This window comes from Shewanella sp. SW32 (genome assembly GCF_025653365.1).
Classification (GTDB): Bacteria; Pseudomonadota; Gammaproteobacteria; order Enterobacterales; family Shewanellaceae; genus Shewanella; species Shewanella oncorhynchi.
The window spans coordinates 38751-59476 of record NZ_JAKKSJ010000032.1; the positions used below are offsets into that span (position 1 = coordinate 38751).

The window sequence follows — 20726 nt, forward strand, 5'->3', positions numbered from 1 at the left end:
TCCATTTCAAAAAATCAAATATAACTTATTGTTTTAATATATTTAAAAAAAATCAAAATTCAAATATGCCAGCTAACTCACAGCCTTGATGAACAAAATCGAATATGGCGGATAAAAAGGAATAAACATATTTGCTGCAAGTGTATTTAGGCGCCCTATGTTAGCAAGCAAAGATGTTTACCCGTAATAAGCTTAATTGATGGCCAGCTCTCTATAGAAAAGAGCGGGCAAATGCTAATGCTGTAACATGACTTGTAACTTGCTCTGATAGCGTTGACGCTCTGACTCATCTCGGCTCAAAGCCAAGGCTTTATCCATATTCAGTTTGGCACGCTTTTCGTCCCCCAGCGCCCAGTAGGTTTTAGATAAACCGAAGAAGAACTCATGACGATAATCCGCTTTTGCCAACGCCCTTTGATACCAAGCCAAGGCCTCGTCGTATTGATGCTCATCATAAGCTTGCTGCCCCATGTCATAGTAATAATAGGGATTACGTATTCGCGCTAATTCAAGCACTTTATTAATTTCGGCCCATTCATCAAGCCGCCCCTGCTCCCCTAAAATCAAGGCTAAGTTATAAAGCGTTGTCAGATTTTTCGCATCAAACTTGAGTGCATAGCGATAAACCTGTTCGGCCCGCTTTTCATCACCTTTATGCCGGTAAATAATGGCGAGCGTGTTGAGTGAAGGAACAAACTGGCCGACTTTTAAACCCACTTTAATCAAGGCATAGGCCCTGTCTAAATCACCGTTCACCAAAGACTCTGCCGCCATATTGTTGTAAAACATGCTGATTAAGGTCTGCCGATCCACTTGGGTTTTACCGTATCCCCGTAGAGCTCGCTCTGGCATAAAGTCCACTAAAACTGCGGTAGATGACACATAAACTGAATGTGCGTTTTCAGGTGGAAGTAAGCGTAAATTCACATGCCCATTGATTAAATAGAAATCACCTTGCTTATCCCATACGGGTTCTATCGCAATATCTTGATACTCAGCACTCACATTCAATATGTCCGCTAACGCAGAAGTCATGACCACTAAAGACATGCAATTACCTGCCCTTTGGGCATAGGTTTCACGGGCAATTTGGGTCAGATTATCTTGATATCGAAAATCAATGTTAGCGCTATTGGTTTGACTCGCATTGATATAACTAGCTAACCATTCATTGGCTAACATGTTGTTATTGTGTGACAAAGTGTATATCCCATAGCGACGTTGTACATCTGTCACGACCTCGGGTGGCAGATAAAAGATATCCGCAACAGAAGGAATATCGGCCACAGGGGTAAACAGTGAATCGGCAAGTAACGACTCAAGATCCGACGGATTAGGCTCAATGGTCGTCGAGCTACAAGCAAACAATTGACTGAATACAACGCTCAAGATCGTACTCAAGTATACGGCTCGGAATAGTTTCGACATACGCCCTCCCACACCATTAGCTCCTATTTGAGCTTATTACAAATGGCGAAAAAGACGACATAAAATGGTTACAAAAAATGATAATCGCGATCGATTGAAAATAATCGCAAATAATTTAATGAATTAACTATTGTGAAGGTCGGTCAACTTCTATATATAACTCACGCTGCTGATAATGATACGGCCGATAGTTATGCTCTCCACAGGTAAAATGTCGATAGGGTTTCATGACCGTAACGCAACCTGAGGGTAAAGCCTGCAGAATTTGGATTTGCTGCTGGCGACGAAGCGACTCCTGCCATTCAAAATCCTTGAGCACTTGATCACGCACGGCAAAGGCATCGACAGGCTCACTTGAGCGATTAACGATCACTTCTCCTGCAAAGGCTGAAACCGATATCCAGCCAGAAATGACGATAAGACTTAGTCGCGAAAATTGACCTATTGTTTTTATATTCAAGCTCATAGAACACTCCTTAATTTATACAAGAAAACAGAATTGCTCAGTAATTAAGCTTATGACCCTGTGCTTAAACTTCAATCACATTGATTACCCATAAAAAAGCAGAGCCTAGGCTCTGCTTCACTATCCCTCGATCCAAGCTAAGCATCAAGGTGAATCACGTGTTAATGTGCAAGTTTAATCAGCCCGCATTTTTGACCGTAACAAACTCAGGATAGGCATCAATACCGCAGTCAGAAGCATCCATACCGTTGTATTCTTCTTCCTCAGTAACACGGATCCCCATTGTTATCTTAATCACATACCAGACTGCAAATGATGAGCAGAATACCCAAGTGAAAATGATCGCTGCCCCCGTCAACTGTCCGGTAAGAGTTGCATTGGCATTGGATAATGGCACACACATTAAACCAAGGAAACCAGCCACACCGTGTACTGAAATCGCACCAACGGGATCGTCGATCTTAATGCGATCTAAGCCCACAATCGAGAACACCACCACGCCGCCCGCCACTAAACCAATCACACCCGCCATTAACAATGAAGGCGAGAGAGGATCGGCCGTAATCGCCACTAATCCAGCCAAAATACCGTTAAGGATCATGGTCAAATCCGCTTTACCCCAAATCATCTTACACACTATAAGCGCAGAGATAGCACCAAAAGCCGCTGCAGTATTGGTATTCACAAACACTTTCGCCACTGAGCTTGCATTCGCCGCATCCGACACCATTAATTGCGATCCGCCGTTAAAGCCAAACCAGCCCATCCACAGAATAAACATACCTAAGGTTGCCATTGGCAAGTTAGAGCCTGGAATAGGATTCACTTGGCCATTAGGCCCGTATTTACCCTTACGCGCACCGAGCAATATCACGCCAGCAATCGCCGCGGTCGCCCCCGTCATATGCACAATACCGCTACCAGCAAAGTCTACAAAGCCCAGTTTAGCGATAAAACCTTGGCCCCAAGTCCAATAACCTTCTACTGGATAGATAACCGCTGTCATCACCACAGAGAAGAACAAGAAAGCCCACAACTTCATCCGTTCCGCCACAGCACCAGAGACAATTGACATCGCCGTTGCCACAAATACAACTTGGAAGAAGAAGTCAGATTCTAATGCATGGCTCGCATCTGCTGATTGCGAACCAATTAAGGTGCCAATTGACGGTAACCAGCCACCTTCAGTGTTATCCACATACATGATGTTATAGCCAACCAACAGATACATCACACAGGCAATTGCGTACAGCACAACGTTCTTAGTTAAAATTTCAGTGGTATTTTTAGAGCGAACTAAACCCGCTTCTAACATAGCGAATCCCGCCGCCATCCACATGACTAAAGCGCCAGAAATCAAAAAGTAAAAGGTATCGAGTGCAAAGCGTAGTTCAGTGACTGTGCCGCCTAATTTCGTTAATTCTTCCATTGTCAGCCCCTTATAGCGCTTCAGTATCAAGTTCACCCGTACGGATACGGATAGCATGTTCTAAATCAACGACGAAGATCTTACCGTCACCAATTTTCCCTGTATGGGCCGCAGTGGTAATGGCCTCAATCAGCATGTCGAGATTTTCAGCCTTAGTGGCAATTTCTAGTTTTACTTTTGGCAAAAAATCCACCTGATACTCGGCACCGCGATACAACTCTGTATGCCCTTTCTGACGGCCAAAACCTTTCACTTCGGTCACCGTCATGCCCTCAATACCAATTCCGGCGATAGCTTCACGGACATCATCCAACTTAAACGGCTTGATGATAGCGCTGACTAGTTTCATCCTGACCTCCAAAAAAACGCGATTGTTATTAACTTGTATCAAAGGTAATTCAATCATTAGGCCAACAATTTAATCCATTGATTATTATTGATTTAAATTGTTTAACACTATTTTTTAAGGTTAAAAATGCACCATAATCGAGCACTAACTGGTGCGATGCACTCTTTTAGTGAGCAGTTTAAGTGCGACAGCTATTCGACCTTAGGCCTATTGGTAACAAGGTTAAATTAGGGTCTACTGGGGGAAGCGTAAATCGAGATGAAATCTGAGCATCACAACACAAGCTCTTAAACAAAAGCGAAGATCATCACTAAGACAATCATCAAGCGCAGAAGGAAGGCCCGATGTTAAAACCAGAAGAATGTGTTCTCGTTATCGTCGATGTGCAAGGAAAACTTGCACAAATCATGGATAACAGTGACAAGCTGCATCAACAACTACAGACCTTAATCCAAGGCGCACAATTATTTGAAATTCCAATACTGTGGTTAGAACAGCTACCCGATAAACTCGGAGCAACTAGCCCTGAGCTGCAAACTTTACTTGCGAAAACCAGCTCACCCATTGCCAAGCAGCATTTTAGCGGCTGGCACTGTGACGCGTTTGCAAAGGCATTAACTAAGACGAATCGCAAACACGTCATACTCGCGGGTATTGAAACCCATGTGTGTGTTTACCAAACCTGTTGTGACCTTATCGAACAGCAATATTCGGTGCATCTCGTCGCAGATGGCGTCTCGTCACGCAGTGCCGATAATAAAAAACTGGGTATTCAGATGATGACGGCCAGAGGCGCCTTATTAACTAACGTGGAATCGCTATTATTTGAATTACAACATCAAGCCCAAGGCGAGCGCTTTAGGGCATTATTAAAACTGATCAAATAGCGACTTAGCCCGTGGTATTTCTTCAGCCAGCATGACCAACGCCTGACATTACTCGATATTTTTTTCCATAAAAAAGCCCCCGCTGAGTCAGCGAGGGCTTTTATTTACATGAGGGGTTAGCTCATATTGAAAACTCAACCGCGATTGATTAAAACCTACTTATAAGTGGCTTCGCGTTTTTTCGCTTCTTCATCCCACTTAGGTAACATGTCTTTCTTGAATGCTTCTTTCTCTGCATTCATCTTATCCATATCCATACCTAAGGCTGCTTGTGCCTTAGCTTTGGTAGAGATATCAGGAATAGCGATTGGATCTGTGATGCCTTTTTTCGCTAATAACTGTGCTAACTTAACTCGGGCATCGGCCGCTTTATTCACTGAAGTACCTAAAACACGTAGGGCTTCTTCAGGAGCATGAGCAGCAACACCATGGGAAGCAATCGCTAAGTCCCAGCGCCATTGAGCATGACGGATATCGGTCAAGATAGGCTTCATTTCAGCTTCAGTTGCACCCAATTCCCACGCTTTAGCAGCTTCGAAGTGCGCTTTCACTAATTGCTCTTCCGCTTTCAGTTTCATTTCTTTAACTTTAGCTTTACGTTCATTAGTGACGCCAACTAAGAATTCTTTCGTTTGGCTATGGCAAGTTGCACAGGTTTCTTCGAAACGGTCAAATGGATTACCCACTTTATGATCGGTAAATTTCTTACCTTCAGGGCTAGTCACTTTTGGCATATGGCAGTCAACACAACTGACATTATTTTTACCATGAATACCCAGTTTCCACGTTTCATACTCTGGATGTTGCGCTTTTAACATAGGTGTTTTAGACAGCGCATGAGTCCAATCGGAGAACTCGATACCGTCGTAGTAAACTTCCATCTGGTCAACAGTTATGCCCATATCCCAAGGGAATTTGACGAAACCTTTTTTGTCTTCTTTTTTCTCAAAATAGTATTCAACGTGGCACTGACCGCACACCATAGATTGCTTGTCTTTCTTCGAAGCTTTATCAAATGGCGTACCGATAGCATCCATTGCACGGTCTACATAAGGACGAGAGATCCGCAGTTTTGGTGAGCCTTTTTCATGACAATCACCACAGCCAATGGTGTTAGTGACTTCAGGGCCACCCTTAGCCCATTTACCTTTGAAGTAGCCATCTTCACCTTGCTCTTCAATTAAGCGAGGTACATCAGGGCTCTTACAGCTCCAACATGCCATAGGCAATGGACCATCTTCCGCATTTTTCGGCGCACCAGTACGTAGGGTATTACGCACGTCGGTCACGGCATACATATGGCCGCGAGGAGCGTTGTAATCTTTTGCGAATGCATAGCCAGCCCACAGGATCACCATATTAGGATCCTGCCCAATCGCATCGACAAGTTCTTCACTCTTTGCGGTATCATGCCAGCTATTATATTGATTCTTAAATTTATCTTTATAAACTTCGTTGCGAGGCTCTGTTTTATCACTCGCCATTGCGCCCGCTGCCATGAAGCTGGCGGCAACCAGTGCACTCAGTGCAAAGGACTTACCTGTCATCTTCTTCATCATCTCATCTCCGTGTTGCATTATTGTTGTAAATCACGACATCTCCATGGTCAAACTTAGTGATTTAACCCTGCTAAAAATATACCTCTTAGGGGGTATCTAGGTTGAAGTTTGCGCTAGATCAAAATGTAAAGGTGTTGTTGTTCACATTTCTATACTTTTGTTAATGTATTACATTATTTTCTAATGTAAAAACCACTGCAAAGTGCCATAACAGCGGCCATCAAAATGAACAGCGGATTAATGAAACGAGGTAGTCTCACCTCAAAAATCTTAGGATTAATGTTAGTACTTATTCTGCTCTCTAGTAGTTTATCGACTTTTGCTATCATCAATTTGTCCTACAGCTTAGGCGACGCCAAGGCGATTAATGCCTCAGGGTCGCTGAGGATGCAAAGCTATCGGTTAATGTTTTACGCCAACTCAGGCAGTGATGCTGCGCAGGATAAAATCACCGAATTCGAAAATACGCTCTATTCCGACACATTAAAGCCCTCGGAAAGTTGGTTTAGTCCGCCAGAAATTGCCGCTCAATATCAGCTTGTCATTGATAAATGGCTGGTGATGAAGCACTACATAGAACAAGAAAACTCCCGCGATTATGTCGCCTCACTGAAGGACTTTGTTGATACCATAGATTTACTGGTGCTTGAGATGGAGCACTACGCCGCCTTTAAACTCAGGCTCCTTGCCGCCAGCCAAATATTAGGCTTAGGCGTCATGCTCATTATCGCTTTTGTGGCCGTGCGTTTTACAAAGAAGAAAGTGGTGATCCCACTGCAAAAACTGATGGAGTCGGCGAATACCATTTCTAAAGGTAATTTTGAAATTGAAATGCCCGAGACCGAATACATTGAACTTACAGCGCTGACCCATGCCCTACAAAAAACGGCGAAGGAACTCGCGACGCTTTATGGCAACTTAGAATCGCAGGTAGCAGAAAAAACCTTAGCGCTGACAAGGGCCAACAACGAGCTGGCATTCTTATATGATAACCTGCTGACATTAAACGCGAATAAACTCGATTACAAAGCGCTTAAAGCGGCGCTGAATCAGTTAAAAGGCTATGAATCACTCGACTACCTAAGACTCATTATCCAGTATCCCGAGCAAGAGTTAGAAGTGATTGAGGCCGATGGCGGCTGGCCAGATATGACTCAAGAGAGCACCCGTTTCCCACTGCAATTTGAGCAGGCTAATTTAGGCTATTTAGAGTTAATTGCCGACCAAACACCCAATATCGCCTTGTTTAACAATTTCGCAATTATGCTGACGCGCTCAATCGTGATCCACAATGCCACAGAGCAAAGACAACAACTGGCGCTAATGGAGGAACGTGGCGTAATTGCCCGGGAGCTGCACGACTCTTTGGGTCAAGTGCTATCTTTCCTGAAAATCCAAATTAGCTTATTACGCAAAAACTTAGATTGCAGTTGCCGCAGCCCGATCGTTGAGGCGCAGTTAACCGAAATCAACGAAGGTGTAAGCACTGCCTACGTGCAACTCAGGGAGTTACTATCCACCTTTAGGCTCACAATTAAAGAACCCGATCTAAAAAGTGCTTTAGAGGCTATGCTTGAGCAACTCAGGACAAAGACGAATATAAAGATAACCTTAGACTATAAACTTGCGCCACAATGGCTAGAGGCAAAGCAGCACATCCACATACTGCAGATCACGCGAGAAGCAACGTTAAACGCCATCAAACACGCCGAGGCCAGCCTCATTAACATCTATTGCTATAAGGATGACGAGGGTATGGTCAATATTGATGTTTGTGATAACGGCATAGGTATTGGACATTTAAAAGAACGAGATCAACATTTTGGCATAGGTATAATGCATGAACGAGCCAGTAAGCTTTCAGGTAAAGTCGTGTTCAGCGACAATGATTTAAAGAGATTTAAACCTGCTATGGCAACCACGACTGAGCAAGGATGCAATGCACAAGACGACGCACTCAACCCTAACAACCCATTAAACCTTATGCAGCACAGCAAGGGGTCAAGTGGCACTAGAGTGACGCTTATTTTCCCATCTCAACAGGAGCCTTCAAATGGGTAAACCTTATTCCGTACTGGTGGTCGATGACCATCCCCTCTTGCGCAAAGGCATCTGCCAGCTCATCGCTTCAGATCCTGACTTCAGCCTATTTGGCGAAGCCGGTAGTGGTTTAGACGCATTAACCGCAGTGGTCACCGATGAACCCGACATCATATTGCTCGATCTGAATATGAAAGGCATGACAGGCTTAGATACCCTCAACGCCATGCGCCAAGAAGGTGTTACCTCACGCATAGTAATTCTCACCGTTTCCGATGCAAAACAGGATGTTATCCGTTTACTTCGCGCTGGAGCTGACGGCTATTTGCTTAAAGATACTGAGCCAGATTTGCTGCTCGAAAAGCTCAAGAATGCCATGCTTGGCCACAGGGTGATCAGCGATGAAGTCGAGGAATACCTTTACGAACTTAAAGATGCGACCGATGAACAAGAATGGATTTCAAGCCTGACCCCAAGGGAGCTGCAAATTCTACAGCAACTGGCGGAAGGCTTAAGTAATCGCATGATTTCAGAGCATTTACACATTAGTGAAGGCACAGTTAAAGTGCACGTGAAAAACCTACTGCGTAAAGCCAATGCTAAATCGAGAACCGAAATGGCGGTGCGCTACCTAAATAATTAAAGATACGAAAATAAGCTTGGTATCACGCAAACAATAAAGGCAATCCCATGATTGCCTTTATGTTTTTATCAAATAGAGATTAAATAAATGATTACAAACCTTTCTCAATAAATTGCTGCCAACTCAATAGCGCCTGCTCAAAATCCTCTAGGCCACAATAAGCTTCTGACTCAGCATCATAGAGTGACATAGCCTCTTCCAATTCATATTCTTGCTCAAAGCCTAAGGTATTGGCAAACACTCGCGCCTGTTCACGCTCTAACTCTAAGGTAAAATCATTACCAACAAGACGCCATGAACCTCGTTTATCAGCTTGAATTTCTTTTATCACACCCAACACTTGCTGAATTTTAGCTAACTCAGTCCCTAATTCTTCCGTAAACCATTGCCCAAGCACTTCATGATCCATGCTAAAGCTAGCCAAAAAAGTGCCAGTTAAACTGTTACGCCGAAATTCGTATTCCATTTTATTGTCTCTTTGATCTAAGCCTACTAATGCTAATTTTAACCTATCCTTGGCTAAGTTGCTTGCATCACTCAGCACATCAAATTTATGTCAATTAACGTTTACCTCATGTCGTTAAGCATAAGTACTGACTTCATTTTCATGACAAAATCAGTTAGTTTGTTTGGATGATTTTGAAAGTTAAATGGAATGCGATATGCACGAAGGGTTTATCTACAGTTTAGTGCTCAGCGGCGCCCAAGCGGGTTCCACCTTGAGCCTAGAACAGATCGAAAAATGGGATCCTCAGGATGGCCTACTCTGGTTACATCTTCGCTATCGTAATAAAAAGGCACGCCACTGGATACTCAATAGCGGTCTGCCTAAGGTCGAAAGTGATGCCCTACTCGCCCAAGACACTCGTCCCCGTGCAGTGATAACAGGTGAAGGCATATTACTCGCATTACGCGGCGTTAACCTCAACCCCAATTCTGCTCCAGAAGACATGGTGGCAGTGCGTATCTATGCCGATAAACAGCGGATCATTTCCACCTGCGATCGCGAGTTACAGTCGGTCAAAGATGTCGCCGAGCTGATCCTTGAGGGAAATGGGCCTACAACTACGGGGGACTTTATCGTCGCAATCTGCGAGCGACTGACCAATCGTAAAGTCGAGTTTATTGATAAATTGGAAGAACAGCTCTCTGATTTAGAAGAGCTAGTCGTCTCAGGCAATGTGAAAGACTTACGTACCGATATCGCCGAACTGCGCCGTCAAACTGTGGCCATTCGCCGCTATTTAGCCCCACAGCGCGAAGCATTCTCGAAAATGATTTCCGAGCAATTCAGCCTATTTAAAGATACTGAGCGACTCAAGCTGAGGGAAACAAACGATAAACTTATCCGCACCATTGAAGATCTCGATGCCCTGCGCGATAGGGCTAATGTGACTCAAGAAGAATTACTCAGTCAGCAGTCGGAGCAACTCAACAAACGCTTATACTTCTTATCCTTAGTGTCAGCAATCTTCTTACCGTTGGGCTTTTTAACAGGCTTACTTGGGGTCAATATTGGCGGGATACCGGGCGCGGACAACACTTGGGCCTTCGCCACCTTCTGCGGCATATTAATCTCACTCGTCGCCCTGCAAATGGCGCTGTTTTATCGATTTAAGTGGTTATAGCCACCTTAAAACAACAAAGCCAATCGATTAGGATTGGCGTTGTTTTCTCTCAGTCCCATAAACTAATTGTTATGGGCTAATGCTTATGCTCTAAGCGGGCGATTATGTCGTTGGTAACTCAAACACATGAGTCATGACTTTATAAAGCTCAGTTCCTTGGTGCACTGACGCCGAAGCAAAGTGCAAAATCGGCACGCAGTCCTGCGGCAAACTAACCGTTTTTAGCTCATCCGCCGTACCGTATAAATCCATTCGCAGCAAATTCACTAAGGGCTGCCCCGCAGCTAATGGCTCACCCACAGGTGCGAGGTATTCCACTAACCCAGCACTTGGCGCGTGATATTTTTTATAGTCTTTTAGATAACAACCAAAACGCGTCATTTTAGCGGGTGCAACGGTTTCAGCGATCACGCCTCGGTGGCTTAAATATGCCAAAATCCCTTGTGCATCAACCCGTGCATCCTCAAGGCAGACGCGCTCTTGGCTCGCCAATTCCAAGGTTAACGCTGACACTGCAACCCCTAAATCGCGCCCTTGAGATTTTGCAAAATCACTCAATTGCCACCAAGGACAAAACGCAGCCTCATCCATGGCGCCACCAAAGGCATTGGGGATAATGAGCGTATAAGGGATCGACAAAAACTGCGCAGCAGCTAAGTCATATTCAGGGCAATACAAGTGCTTACAAGACTTAGGACCGGTGTGCAGATCGAGCACTATATCCGCGCCATGGGCCATAATCTGCAGGTTAACCGCAAGTCTATGACCCGTTGTGATGCCCCATTCATGCCGCAATTTTTGCTGACAGGCTTCAACCAAAGTACTGCGATAGGCTTGGAGCAGCTCGCTATCACTCAGCTTGGTATGTTCACCATACCAAGTCGGTAAATCGATAGCATGATTCAAATACTCACGATTCCAATTCGCGCCCGTAATAGGATCAAATCGGCCAAGGGTAAACTCACCACTTTTTTGGTTGATCCCGAGTGGATTGGCCAATGGCACTAAGGTGATTTCGCCGCGGATGTCACAGTGTTCAAGCTGCTTCATCAACTGATAAATCACCGCATTCCCTTGTACTTCAGCACCGTGGACATTGGCTTGAATATACACTTTGGGGCCAGTCGCCTTATCGTCACTCGGCTTGAAATGGTAGATAGGCAAAGTGAGTGCTTGCCCTGCGGCAAGCTCCCCGATTTGCAGAGACGATGTTGTCGGCAACATACTAAACGCCTTCGAACAGATTTTGATGCAGCGATTTAACCACTTGTGCCGCTTCCGCTTCGGCCACTAACACACACAGATTATGTGGGCTGGCACCTTGGCAAATCATCCGCACATTGTGTGGCTCTAACACTTCAAATACACGGCGACAGATACCCGGTGTCGTCGCAATACGATTACCGATAATCGCCACTAAGGCCAATCCATCTTCAACTCGCACACGACAATGCTGTGATAATTCTTGCAGCAATGCCTCACTCAACAGACCTTGTCCACTTGAATCTGAACCGGTTTTATCGAGGGTTAGAGACACATTCACTTCTGATGTGGTAATCAAATCCACACTGATCTTATGTCGCGCTAATGTCGCAAAGGTTTCCGCTAAAAAGCCCTGCGCATGCAACATTTGCAAGCTGTGAAGATTTAATAGGGTTTGATCGCGGCGCAAAGCCACAGCGCGGAATACGGGCGCATCTTCCACTTGATGACGGATCCAAGTTCCGCCCTTTTCAGGCTCTTTACTTGAACCCACAAACACTTGAATTTGCTGACGAACGGCAGGAAGAATAGTCGCTGGATGCAATACCTTGGCACCAAAGGTCGCCATCTCGGCAGCCTCATTGAAACTGATCTCGGCAATCGGAAAGGCATTGGGCGCCAAACGAGGATCCGTTGTATAAATCCCCGCGACATCGGTCCAAATCTCTACCGCTGAGGCGCGTAACGCTTCAGCTAACAGTGCAGCAGAATAATCACTACCGCCGCGACCTAACGTGGTCGTTTGACCCGATTCATCGGCACCGATAAAGCCTTGTGTCACAATCACTTGCTCCGCTAACAGTGGCTGTAGATAATCACGAGCTAAAGTCGCAATCTTTTCAACCTGAGGTTCAGCGCGGCCAAAGTGGCTGTCAGTACGTAATACTCGGCGCACATCGAAGGCACTTGAGTTGACACCTTTCTCGCGGATCACCGCCGAAAACAACGCCGAAGAACATTGCTCACCGAGGGACAACAACTCATCCATAGTCGCTTTGCTGCGTTGTGATGCGAGCGCTTCACTCAATACCGACATGCGACTCAATAATTTATCTAATGCGGCGGCCACATCGTTAGGACGACCGAGCTTATCTAAAATCGCATATTGAATTTGGGCAATTTGTTTTAATCGCTGTAATCGGCCATCGTCGTTGATCGATTCTTGGGTCAATTCCACTAACAGATTAGTCACGCCGCTCGAAGCGCTGACCACAACTAAACGACAATGAGGATTAGCTAACACTATGTCGGCACAGCGATTCATAGCGTTATAGTCGGCGACTGAGGTGCCACCAAATTTTGCAACAACGAGGGTCATTAGCGCACCTCCGTGAAACACGTAGGGCAACAAATAAACACAAATTGAATAAGATATTGATTAACTAACATGATCACACTCCGAACTGACTTCGTTCGAAGAGCCTGGTGCTCAATGATAACGCACCCCAAAAGAAGGGAAACAGCAATCGTCACCAGAAGCTCTCCACCAATTACAGGTGACAATCGTCAGGATTCAGCCTGAGCGACCGACATAAACATGCAGCAACCATATCTATGCCTCGGCGTTAATCTCCCTCATCAGTCATCGCTGGAGTTTGTGCTCCTCTGACCGACTACCTAGTTAACGCTCCTCTTCTGTTCCTTTCCGAGGAAAGGGACGAAAAAAGTAGCAATAAACCCCTAATGAAGTCAATGCTAATTTCATAACAAATGAACAATTTAAATAAAATCTTTTGAAAACAACTAAATGTTCAAATCGGGTAGCTCGTATACCAGCTGCACATAATCTCTAAATTTGCCTAAACACACTTCATCATGTCCATCCAAGGTGCAAGGCACTAAGCTCACATCCCCTTGTTCGACAACATAAATCGCATATTGATTAAATTTCTTACCCAATTGCAATGCCATCGTTCTATCGATAAACACGGCCCAACTTTTTTCCATGTGGGATAAATCCGGTGCGGCGCCCACTAAAGCACGATAAGGGCTACCGAGTAATTCAATTTCACGAAGAAGTTGGCGATCGAGTAAACGGTTTTGGCTAGGAGAGAGAAGCTTTGAAGCGGGATTATGAGCGGTAATAACAGCAAAGGAAAAATCACAGGATAATGCTTGAGTCAGCAAAAACAACGGCGCTTGGTAACATTGCCACAAATTTTGAGTCGTATTGTCCATTGGTAGTCTAGTCGAAAAATGAACCCAAGCTAGTGTAGCAGAGTGATTGTAAAATCCAAAGAGGCGTGAACTGGCTCACAGGAATAAGAAATACATTAGTTATACTAATCAATAGCTAAAGTAAATATCATGGTAAAAACCCCTGCTCACCTAAAATTTGTTAACATTTCATTTGTTAACAAATGACTAAAACGAGTACAATGTACGTACTGGTGAGTTGAAACAGATTGAGCAAGATGCTTATCGTTCAATACAGTTTGTTACATATATCGCTTAAAGTAACGTGAACTGACCGGGCATCTGTTTAAAATCTGTTCTACATTTGATTTGTCTTTTAAACATTTAAAAAAAACAATAGTTAAGGAACTTATTCTAACTATTGCTTATCGAAGTTGGTACTGATTACGTTTTCTCGTATTACACTTAAACGTGCACTTAATCTACATCCAGATATAGATGTCACCGTAAAGATTTTCCTTTTGAGCACAAAGCAGTTCAAGGAAGTATCAACGCTTTTATGAATATAAGAGCCCGAAGTAAGTTGCTCTTATTGGTTAGTATAAACTGATTAAAATTTAGGTAAATAATATGCAAAATCCGCACATTCTGATCGTTGAAGATGAAGCCGTTACCCGTAACACGCTGAGAAGTATTTTCGAGGCAGAAGGGTATGTGGTAACTGAGGCCAATGATGGCGCAGAAATGCATAAGGCTATGCAGGAAAACAAAATTAACTTGGTCGTTATGGACATTAACTTGCCAGGTAAGAATGGTCTATTGTTGGCACGTGAACTACGTGAAATCAACAACATCGGTCTTATCTTCCTGACAGGTCGTGACAACGAAGTCGACAAAATTCTTGGACTTGAAATTGGCGCGGACGATTATATTACCAAGCCGTTCAACCCACGTGAATTAACGATTCGTGCTCGTAACCTTCTGACTCGTGTCAACAGCGCTGGCGCTGAAGTCGAAGAAAAGAGCTCAGTAGAATACTACCGCTTCAATGATTGGAGCTTAGAGATCAACAGCCGTTCATTAGTGAGCCCACAGGGTGAATCTTACAAACTGCCACGTAGCGAGTTCCGCGCTATGCTGCACTTTGTTGAAAACCCAGGCAAAATTTTGACTCGTGCCGATCTACTGATGAAAATGACCGGCCGTGAACTTAAGCCACACGATCGTACTGTAGACGTGACTATCCGTCGTATCCGTAAGCATTTCGAAAGCTTGCCAGATACGCCAGAAATCATCGCGACTATTCACGGTGAAGGCTATCGTTTTTGCGGTAACTTAGAAGGCTAATCACCCGCTAAGCGACATCCGCATTAATTGGTTTGATAAGAATCGATTCACAAAAAACCAGATCCTAGGATCTGGTTTTTTTATGCCTACTATTTGGCGTTTTTCAACTGCCTATCTAGGAAATCGGCCAGTGAGCGATATAAGTGATTACGCACTTTCTCGCCACGCATCGAATGTTTAGATCCAGGATAATCGATCATCTGGAATAATTTCCCTTCATCCTGCAGCGCCTTATAAACCCGAGTGCTGTTTTCAAACAAGACGTTATCATCGGCCATACCGTGATACATCAACAGACCCGATTGATAGTTTTTCACATAGGGAAACACGCTGCTGGCTTCATAACCCTTTTCATTCCCCTCAGGATGGGCTAAGTAACGCTCAGTATAATGGGTGTCATATAAGCGCCAGTCGGTTACAGGCGCGCCCGAAATCGCGGCTTTAAAGTAATCTGGCGCCTTAAATAGACTCATCAAGGCCATGTAACCACCGTAGCTGTGGCCGTAAATTGCTACATTATCGGCATCGACAAATGGCAGACTCCGTAAATAGTCCACTCCCACTTTTTGATCCTTGACTTCAGCTTCACCCAAGTGACGGTAAATCACTTGCTCAAACTTTGTGCCCCTGTGGGCGCTGCCGCGGTTATCCAACTGGAACACCACATAGCCTTGTTGAACAAGATACTGGGTAAAGTAGTCCTGCTCGCTCCAACTGTTGGTCACTAACTGTGCGTGCGGCCCACCGTAAACCCTTACAACGACAGGGTATTTCTTGCTCGCATCAAACGGCACAGGTTTGAATAAACGGGTTTGCAACACTTGGCCATCTTCGGCTTTCAGTTCACCAAATTCAGGGAGTTGCCACAGACCCGCATAGTCATATAAAGGATGGCCTTGCTTGACTTCATTTTGCTCAACCCAAGCCAGTTGTTGGCCCTTCTCACCGTGTAAACTGATCTGCGGTGGCTGAGATAAGCTATTGAAATAATCCAGATACACACTTTGATTGTCGGCAAACACAGGATCGTGCATGCCCGCTTGCTTGCTTACCCGCTCAACCTTGCCACCCGCTAAAGGCACGCGATAAAGTTGTTTCTCGATTGGCGTATCTTTGCGGCCAGTGAAATATACCCAACCAGCGGTTTCATCTATGTATTCCAACGCATCGACAGCCCACTCGCCCTGAGTCAATTGGGTTTTAAGTTTGCCTTTTAAGTCAAAAAGATACAGATGATTAAAGCCGTCACGCTCAGATGCCCAAATAAAAGCCGATTGCTGTTTTAAAAAGTGCAGATCGTTATTAAGGTTCACCCAAGCGTTACTGCGTTCTTTCACTAAGGTTTTTGGCTTAGTCAGCGAGTCTAACGCCACCAGTTGCAAATCTAGCTTATGTTGATCGCGGCTCTGCCACTGGAACGACAAATGTTTGCTATCGGGCAACCAATCGACCCGCGGCAGGTAAATATCTTTGCTCTTGTCTTCGTTGCTCTCTTCGCGCAGGGTCACCCAATTGATAGCCTTATCTTTTAACGTGACCACACCGAGGGCGATATCGACGTTGTTTTTGCCGGCATAGGGATAGCGCTGCTCAGTAAGTTTAATACCATCAGCATAGATTTCGTTACGGGTTACTTGCTCGACACCGGACTCATCAATACGGGTAAAGGCGATGGCCGATTCATCGGGCGCCCACCAATAACCTGTCATGCGATCCATTTCCTCCTGAGCGACAAACTCGGCCATGGCATTTTTAATCGCCCCGCCGCCATCGCTCGTCATAGCTTGGAATTTTTTGGTCGCCAGCTCTAACACATACAGATTTTGATCCCGCACGAAAGACACAAAATGTCCCTTGGGCGATAGGCGCGCATCTGTGGCAAACCCTTCGCCAATGGGAAGTTGGCTGACACTGTTATCCACTAATGAAAAATAATACAGATTACCAGCAGCCGGAATTAATAGCGCTTGGCTATCATCGGCCCAGAAGTACTCCATAATGCCTTCGCCATAAATACGTTGGCGCTCGCGGCGGGCTTTTTCTTCATCGGATAATTCATTGCTTGCCAACTTATCGGCATTGAGCAATAGGCTAGATTTACCCGTCTTTACATCCATCTGCCAGAGATCATAAAAGTTTTGATTGTCTTTACGGCCCGCAAGATAAGTGACACGCTGACCATCGGGTGACAATTTCAAACCTCGAGGACTGGTGCCCGCTAAGGCGGGCGAGGCGTTCATTCGCTCAATCGTCAGTGGCAGTTTGCCGCCTTCCATTGCATAAGCTGGGGTAATTGAAAACATAGCTGTCGAAATCATGGCCATTTGGCTCGCTATCAGTAGGGGAACGGCGCGCACCTTAAGTGAGCACGCAGGGAACCAAGTTAACCTATTTTTAATCATTATTATTCCTTGGGAGCATAATCGCCTAAGATGTCAGCGATTAAAAACAAGCCGACATTGTGCCAGAGGCCGCCTATAAATAGAAAGAGCATGCAATATGCCGATACAAATTAGGCCCTTGCGCCAAGCTCAATCCAAATAATCCCAAAAAGCCCCAATATTCGCTAAAAGCATCAGCAACATCGCTGAAATTGTCGACTAACTGAGTTATCATTCGCGGCAAATAACGAAATTGACCTCATTGTTGAACCTCTAAAGGACATAACATGCAGACTCTGGCCCAGCACCTGACCTCACAGGCAGTGAACGACTCCCTCTCCCACCTAATTTTAACCTTAGCCGACACCTCAAAAGCCATTAGCCATGCCGTTCGCCACGGTGCACTTGCGGGCGTGTTAGGCGCGACTGAGCAAGAAAACGTCCAAGGTGAAACCCAGAAAAAACTGGATATCATCACCAACGACATGCTCAAAGATGCATTAAAAGCTGACGGTACAGTGCGCGGTTTGGCGTCGGAAGAAGAAGATCATGTGGTTGAAGTCAGCCAAAATGGTCAATACCTGGTGTGTTTCGATCCGCTAGATGGCTCATCTAATATCGATATCAACTCGTTAGTCGGCACCATTTTCTCCGTCCTGCCCGCGCCTGCTGGCGAGCTGACTGAAACTAGCTTTTTACAATCTGGCCGTGCGCAATTAGCCGCAGGTTATGTCCTTTATGGTCCATCGACCATGCTGGCATTAACCACAGGCCAAGGCGTGCAACTCTTTACTTTGCACCCAGAAACCAATGAGTTTTTACTGACTAACGCCGCCATGAGCATTAGCCCAGATACCCAAGAGTTTGCCATTAACATGTCGAACCAACGTTTTTGGGAAGCGCCAATGCAGACCTATATTGCCGATTTACTGCTCGGTAAAATTGGCCCTCGCGAAAAATCCTTTAACATGCGCTGGATTGCCGCCATGGTGGGTGACGTGCACCGCGTACTTTCTCGCGGTGGTATTTTTACTTACCCAACCGACAATAAAGATCCGAAAAAGCCATACAAGCTGCGTTTAATGTACGAAGCCAACCCAATGGCCCTCTTAGTCGAGCAAGCTGGCGGTAAGGCGTCTACCGGTTATGAAACCATTTTGGATATTCAACCAACACAAATTCACCAACGTGTAGCAGTGATTTTAGGTAGCGCCAATGAAGTGGACGCTTGCCTAAGCTACCATGGTATCGATTACAGTGAAGAACCCAATCTGGACTAAGCCGAATCGCTTAGATTTTGATTTTTCAGATGAAAGCCACTGACCACAGTGGCTTTTTTGTTGTCGCGGAATGCGACAATTGAGTTTTGATGCGGCTTTACCGCTGAAGAAATTGCGGCCTAATGGCCGAGAAGTTTAACGTCGTGGGGCTTCAACCCTCTGCCTGATATTCGTGCTGTTTAGCACAATGCTATATTGATTGCGGCCTAGCGGCCAAGATAAATCAAGATCGTGGGGCTTCACCCCACACCCGACCAAGGAGGACTGCTCGTCCTATCCTCCTTGGATGCTCCAAGACGCCCCTAACGGAGTTGAAAGCCCCTTGGGCATTTAGCGTCCTTATGCTATCGCGTCAGACGCTCGTCCCTGATTCGACTGACGCTATCTCGGCATCCATGCCTCGCTCACGCAACGAACGCAAATGCCCTGCGGCAACTCCGAGGGGATGGTGAACTCCTGTCGATGCTGTATGGACTGTAAATTCAGAAAGAATTATGCCTGTCCGATCTTTCGGAAGAAATTGCGGCCTTACGGCCGAGGTGAATCAAAGTCGTGGGCCTTCACCCCACACCCGACCAAGGAGGACTGCTCGTCCTATCCTCCTTGGATGCTCCAAGACGCCCCAACGGAGTTGAAAGCCCCTTGGGCTCATTGCCAAATTCGCTATCGCTTCCGAAGGATGCGTCCCTGCACCTGCGAAAGCTAGCTTGCCATCCATGGCAAGACTCACGCAATTTGTCTATTCGCCCTGCGGCAACTCCGAGGGGAGGTGAACTCCTGTAACTTCTGTGTTGGCTGTAAATCCCGGCAGATTTGTGCCAGTCCCAACTTTTGTGCTTCGGCGCTTTTCAGAGACGGCGTTAGATATTACAAAATCGGCGTTGGGTTGCTCGACCTAACCAGCGAGAAGAACTGCAAGCTAGACCTTTTTAACGCTTCCAAGGCCAATCCAGCATTGATGAATATCCTTGATCGGTTAAATGACAAATATGGAAGGGACACGCTATTTCTTGCGGCGCAAGGCACAAAGCAAAAATGGGCAATGCGGCGAGAGTTTCTAACGCCGCAATACTCAACAAAATGGCACAGCCTGCCACGCATCAAGTGCTAATAATATAATCTGGATTATCGTTCATCATTTTGCTATAGGTTGCTAAATGTAGTAATTGCAGGTGTATGAGGAAAGCCCTTTGGCTACAAATAGAGATGATTTTACCCAAGCTACAAAAAAAACTCTGGCAGATAGAGTAGGCTGGCGTTGCTCAAACCCTAAATGCCGTAGACTGACCGTAGGACCAAGTCTTTCATCGACTAACAGAAGAATACTCACAGGCATAGCGGCTCATATATGTGCTGCGGCAGAAGGTGGGCAAAGATTCGACTCAAGCATGACAAAAGAAGCTCGTAAGGGAATAGATAATGGTATATGGCTTTGTCGAAATCACGCATGGATGATAGATGCCGACCCTGCATTTTATGACGTAGATAAACTGAAAACATGGAAGAAGGAAGCTGAGGAAAGCGCGGCAAAAGAACAGGATAGAAAAACTAAGCCTTATCGTGAGGTGAATGTCTCTATTGAGGATCTTCAAAGGCTAAACTATTTCTCTGGCATATATTCATCCCAATTTAGAGACAACCTGTAGTGGCACACTAATTTTGGCCACCTAAATAGAGGTGATATTATTACCTCGTAGATGACTTTAGGTGAACACATGAGATCGACAACCAGAAAAACATTTATTGCTGAATTCAAACTTGAAGCTGCCCAATTAGTCCTCGATAAAAACCATAGCATCATCGAAGCTGCAAAGGCGATGAACGTAGGTAAATCCACTATGGATAAATGGGTGAGACAGTTAAAACTAGAACGCCAGGGTGGCACACCAA

At 45.3% G+C, this 20726-nt stretch carries 18 protein-coding genes, 1 pseudogene and 1 riboswitch; of the genes and pseudogenes, 9 read left to right on the top strand and 10 right to left on the bottom strand.

All coding sequences use genetic code 11. From position 1 onward, the window contains the following. Nucleotides 1-234 precede the first annotated feature (234 nt). The 4 genes from L5M28_RS17925 to L5M28_RS17940 all read right to left on the bottom strand — a co-directional run bounded on the left by L5M28_RS17925 (nucleotide 235) and on the right by L5M28_RS17940 (nucleotide 3672). Complete coding sequence (locus L5M28_RS17925; RefSeq protein WP_263204106.1) at nucleotides 235-1428, bottom strand: tetratricopeptide repeat protein; 1194 nt, start codon at nucleotides 1426-1428, stop codon at nucleotides 235-237. A 127-nt stretch (nucleotides 1429-1555) separates the two neighbouring features. Further along, complete coding sequence (locus L5M28_RS17930; RefSeq protein ID WP_028761802.1) at nucleotides 1556-1894, bottom strand: hypothetical protein; 339 nt, start codon at nucleotides 1892-1894, stop codon at nucleotides 1556-1558. 178 nt (nucleotides 1895-2072) lie between these two features. Continuing rightward, a complete protein-coding gene (locus tag L5M28_RS17935) occupies nucleotides 2073-3323 on the bottom strand; it encodes an ammonium transporter (RefSeq protein ID WP_263204107.1) in 1251 nt (416 codons plus the stop codon). Nucleotides 3324-3333: 10 nt separating this feature from the next. After that, nucleotides 3334-3672, bottom strand: coding sequence for a P-II family nitrogen regulator (locus tag L5M28_RS17940; protein ID WP_028761800.1), 339 nt, complete (start codon nucleotides 3670-3672; stop codon nucleotides 3334-3336). A 344-nt stretch (nucleotides 3673-4016) separates the two neighbouring features. Here L5M28_RS17940 and L5M28_RS17945 point away from each other — a divergent pair, with 344 nt between their 5' ends. Further along, nucleotides 4017-4559 carry a hydrolase gene (locus tag L5M28_RS17945; protein WP_168824640.1) on the top strand — a complete coding sequence of 181 codons (543 nt, stop codon included), beginning with the start codon at nucleotides 4017-4019 and terminating at the stop codon, nucleotides 4557-4559. Between the two features lie 155 nt (nucleotides 4560-4714). Here the strand turns inward: L5M28_RS17945 and nrfA are convergent, their stop codons facing one another. Further along, nucleotides 4715-6118 (bottom strand): ammonia-forming nitrite reductase cytochrome c552 subunit, encoded by a 1404-nt coding sequence (gene nrfA / locus L5M28_RS17950; RefSeq protein ID WP_113939112.1) that lies wholly within the window; start codon nucleotides 6116-6118, stop codon nucleotides 4715-4717. Nucleotides 6119-6343: 225 nt separating this feature from the next. Between nrfA and narQ the strand changes: the two genes are divergently transcribed. Together narQ and L5M28_RS17960 are read left to right on the top strand one after the other, a co-directional pair. Continuing rightward, the gene (narQ, locus tag L5M28_RS17955; protein WP_263204108.1) at nucleotides 6344-8179 is read left to right on the top strand and encodes a nitrate/nitrite two-component system sensor histidine kinase NarQ; all 1836 of its coding nucleotides are present in this window, start codon (nucleotides 6344-6346) and stop codon (nucleotides 8177-8179) included. Next, entirely contained in the window at nucleotides 8172-8801 is a 630-nt protein-coding gene (locus L5M28_RS17960; RefSeq protein ID WP_105250232.1) for a response regulator, read from the top strand. Before narQ ends, L5M28_RS17960 begins: the two co-directional genes overlap by 8 nt. A 91-nt stretch (nucleotides 8802-8892) precedes the next feature. Here the strand turns inward: L5M28_RS17960 and L5M28_RS17965 are convergent, their stop codons facing one another. Continuing rightward, the gene (locus tag L5M28_RS17965) at nucleotides 8893-9267 is read right to left on the bottom strand and encodes a YacL family protein (RefSeq protein WP_105250233.1); all 375 of its coding nucleotides are present in this window, start codon (nucleotides 9265-9267) and stop codon (nucleotides 8893-8895) included. A 196-nt stretch (nucleotides 9268-9463) separates the two neighbouring features. Between L5M28_RS17965 and L5M28_RS17970 the strand changes: the two genes are divergently transcribed. Then, nucleotides 9464-10429: a zinc transporter ZntB gene (locus L5M28_RS17970; RefSeq protein WP_131525184.1), complete on the top strand. Its 966-nt coding sequence runs from the start codon at nucleotides 9464-9466 to the stop codon at nucleotides 10427-10429. Between the two features lie 102 nt (nucleotides 10430-10531). Here L5M28_RS17970 and L5M28_RS17975 read toward each other — a convergent pair whose 3' ends face one another. The 3 genes from L5M28_RS17975 to L5M28_RS17985 all read right to left on the bottom strand — a co-directional run bounded on the left by L5M28_RS17975 (nucleotide 10532) and on the right by L5M28_RS17985 (nucleotide 13870). Beyond that, nucleotides 10532-11653: a succinylglutamate desuccinylase/aspartoacylase family protein gene (locus L5M28_RS17975; RefSeq protein WP_263163588.1), complete on the bottom strand. Its 1122-nt coding sequence runs from the start codon at nucleotides 11651-11653 to the stop codon at nucleotides 10532-10534. A 1-nt stretch (nucleotide 11654) separates the two neighbouring features. Then, nucleotides 11655-13010, bottom strand: a complete 1356-nt coding sequence (gene lysC, locus L5M28_RS17980) for a lysine-sensitive aspartokinase 3 (protein ID WP_263204109.1) — start codon at nucleotides 13008-13010, stop codon at nucleotides 11655-11657. A 150-nt stretch (nucleotides 13011-13160) separates the two neighbouring features. Then, nucleotides 13161-13335: riboswitch (Lysine riboswitch) on the bottom strand. Between the two features lie 100 nt (nucleotides 13336-13435). Beyond that, the gene (locus L5M28_RS17985; RefSeq protein WP_173247481.1) at nucleotides 13436-13870 is read right to left on the bottom strand and encodes a DUF3293 domain-containing protein; all 435 of its coding nucleotides are present in this window, start codon (nucleotides 13868-13870) and stop codon (nucleotides 13436-13438) included. Nucleotides 13871-14458: 588 nt separating this feature from the next. Here L5M28_RS17985 and arcA point away from each other — a divergent pair. Then, nucleotides 14459-15175: a two-component system response regulator ArcA gene (gene arcA, locus L5M28_RS17990; protein ID WP_006080127.1), complete on the top strand. Its 717-nt coding sequence runs from the start codon at nucleotides 14459-14461 to the stop codon at nucleotides 15173-15175. A gap of 89 nt (nucleotides 15176-15264) precedes the next feature. Here the strand turns inward: arcA and L5M28_RS17995 are convergent, their stop codons facing one another. After that, on the bottom strand, nucleotides 15265-17577 hold the full coding sequence (locus L5M28_RS17995; RefSeq protein WP_263204110.1) for a S9 family peptidase: 2313 nt from the start codon (nucleotides 17575-17577) through the stop codon (nucleotides 15265-15267). A gap of 266 nt (nucleotides 17578-17843) precedes the next feature. Here L5M28_RS17995 and L5M28_RS18000 point away from each other — a divergent pair, with 266 nt between their 5' ends. The 4 genes and pseudogenes from L5M28_RS18000 to L5M28_RS18015 all read left to right on the top strand — a co-directional run. Further along, on the top strand, nucleotides 17844-18836 hold the full coding sequence (locus L5M28_RS18000; protein ID WP_263197642.1) for a class 1 fructose-bisphosphatase: 993 nt from the start codon (nucleotides 17844-17846) through the stop codon (nucleotides 18834-18836). Between the two features lie 835 nt (nucleotides 18837-19671). Beyond that, nucleotides 19672-19947 (top strand): annotated as a pseudogene (locus tag L5M28_RS18005) (DUF4113 domain-containing protein); the annotation flags it as partial. Between the two features lie 79 nt (nucleotides 19948-20026). Next, the gene (locus L5M28_RS18010; RefSeq protein ID WP_263204111.1) at nucleotides 20027-20482 is read left to right on the top strand and encodes a hypothetical protein; all 456 of its coding nucleotides are present in this window, start codon (nucleotides 20027-20029) and stop codon (nucleotides 20480-20482) included. Nucleotides 20483-20551: 69 nt separating this feature from the next. Beyond that, a partial coding sequence (locus L5M28_RS18015) for a transposase (protein WP_263204113.1) occupies nucleotides 20552-20726 on the top strand: 175 nt, incomplete at its 3' end.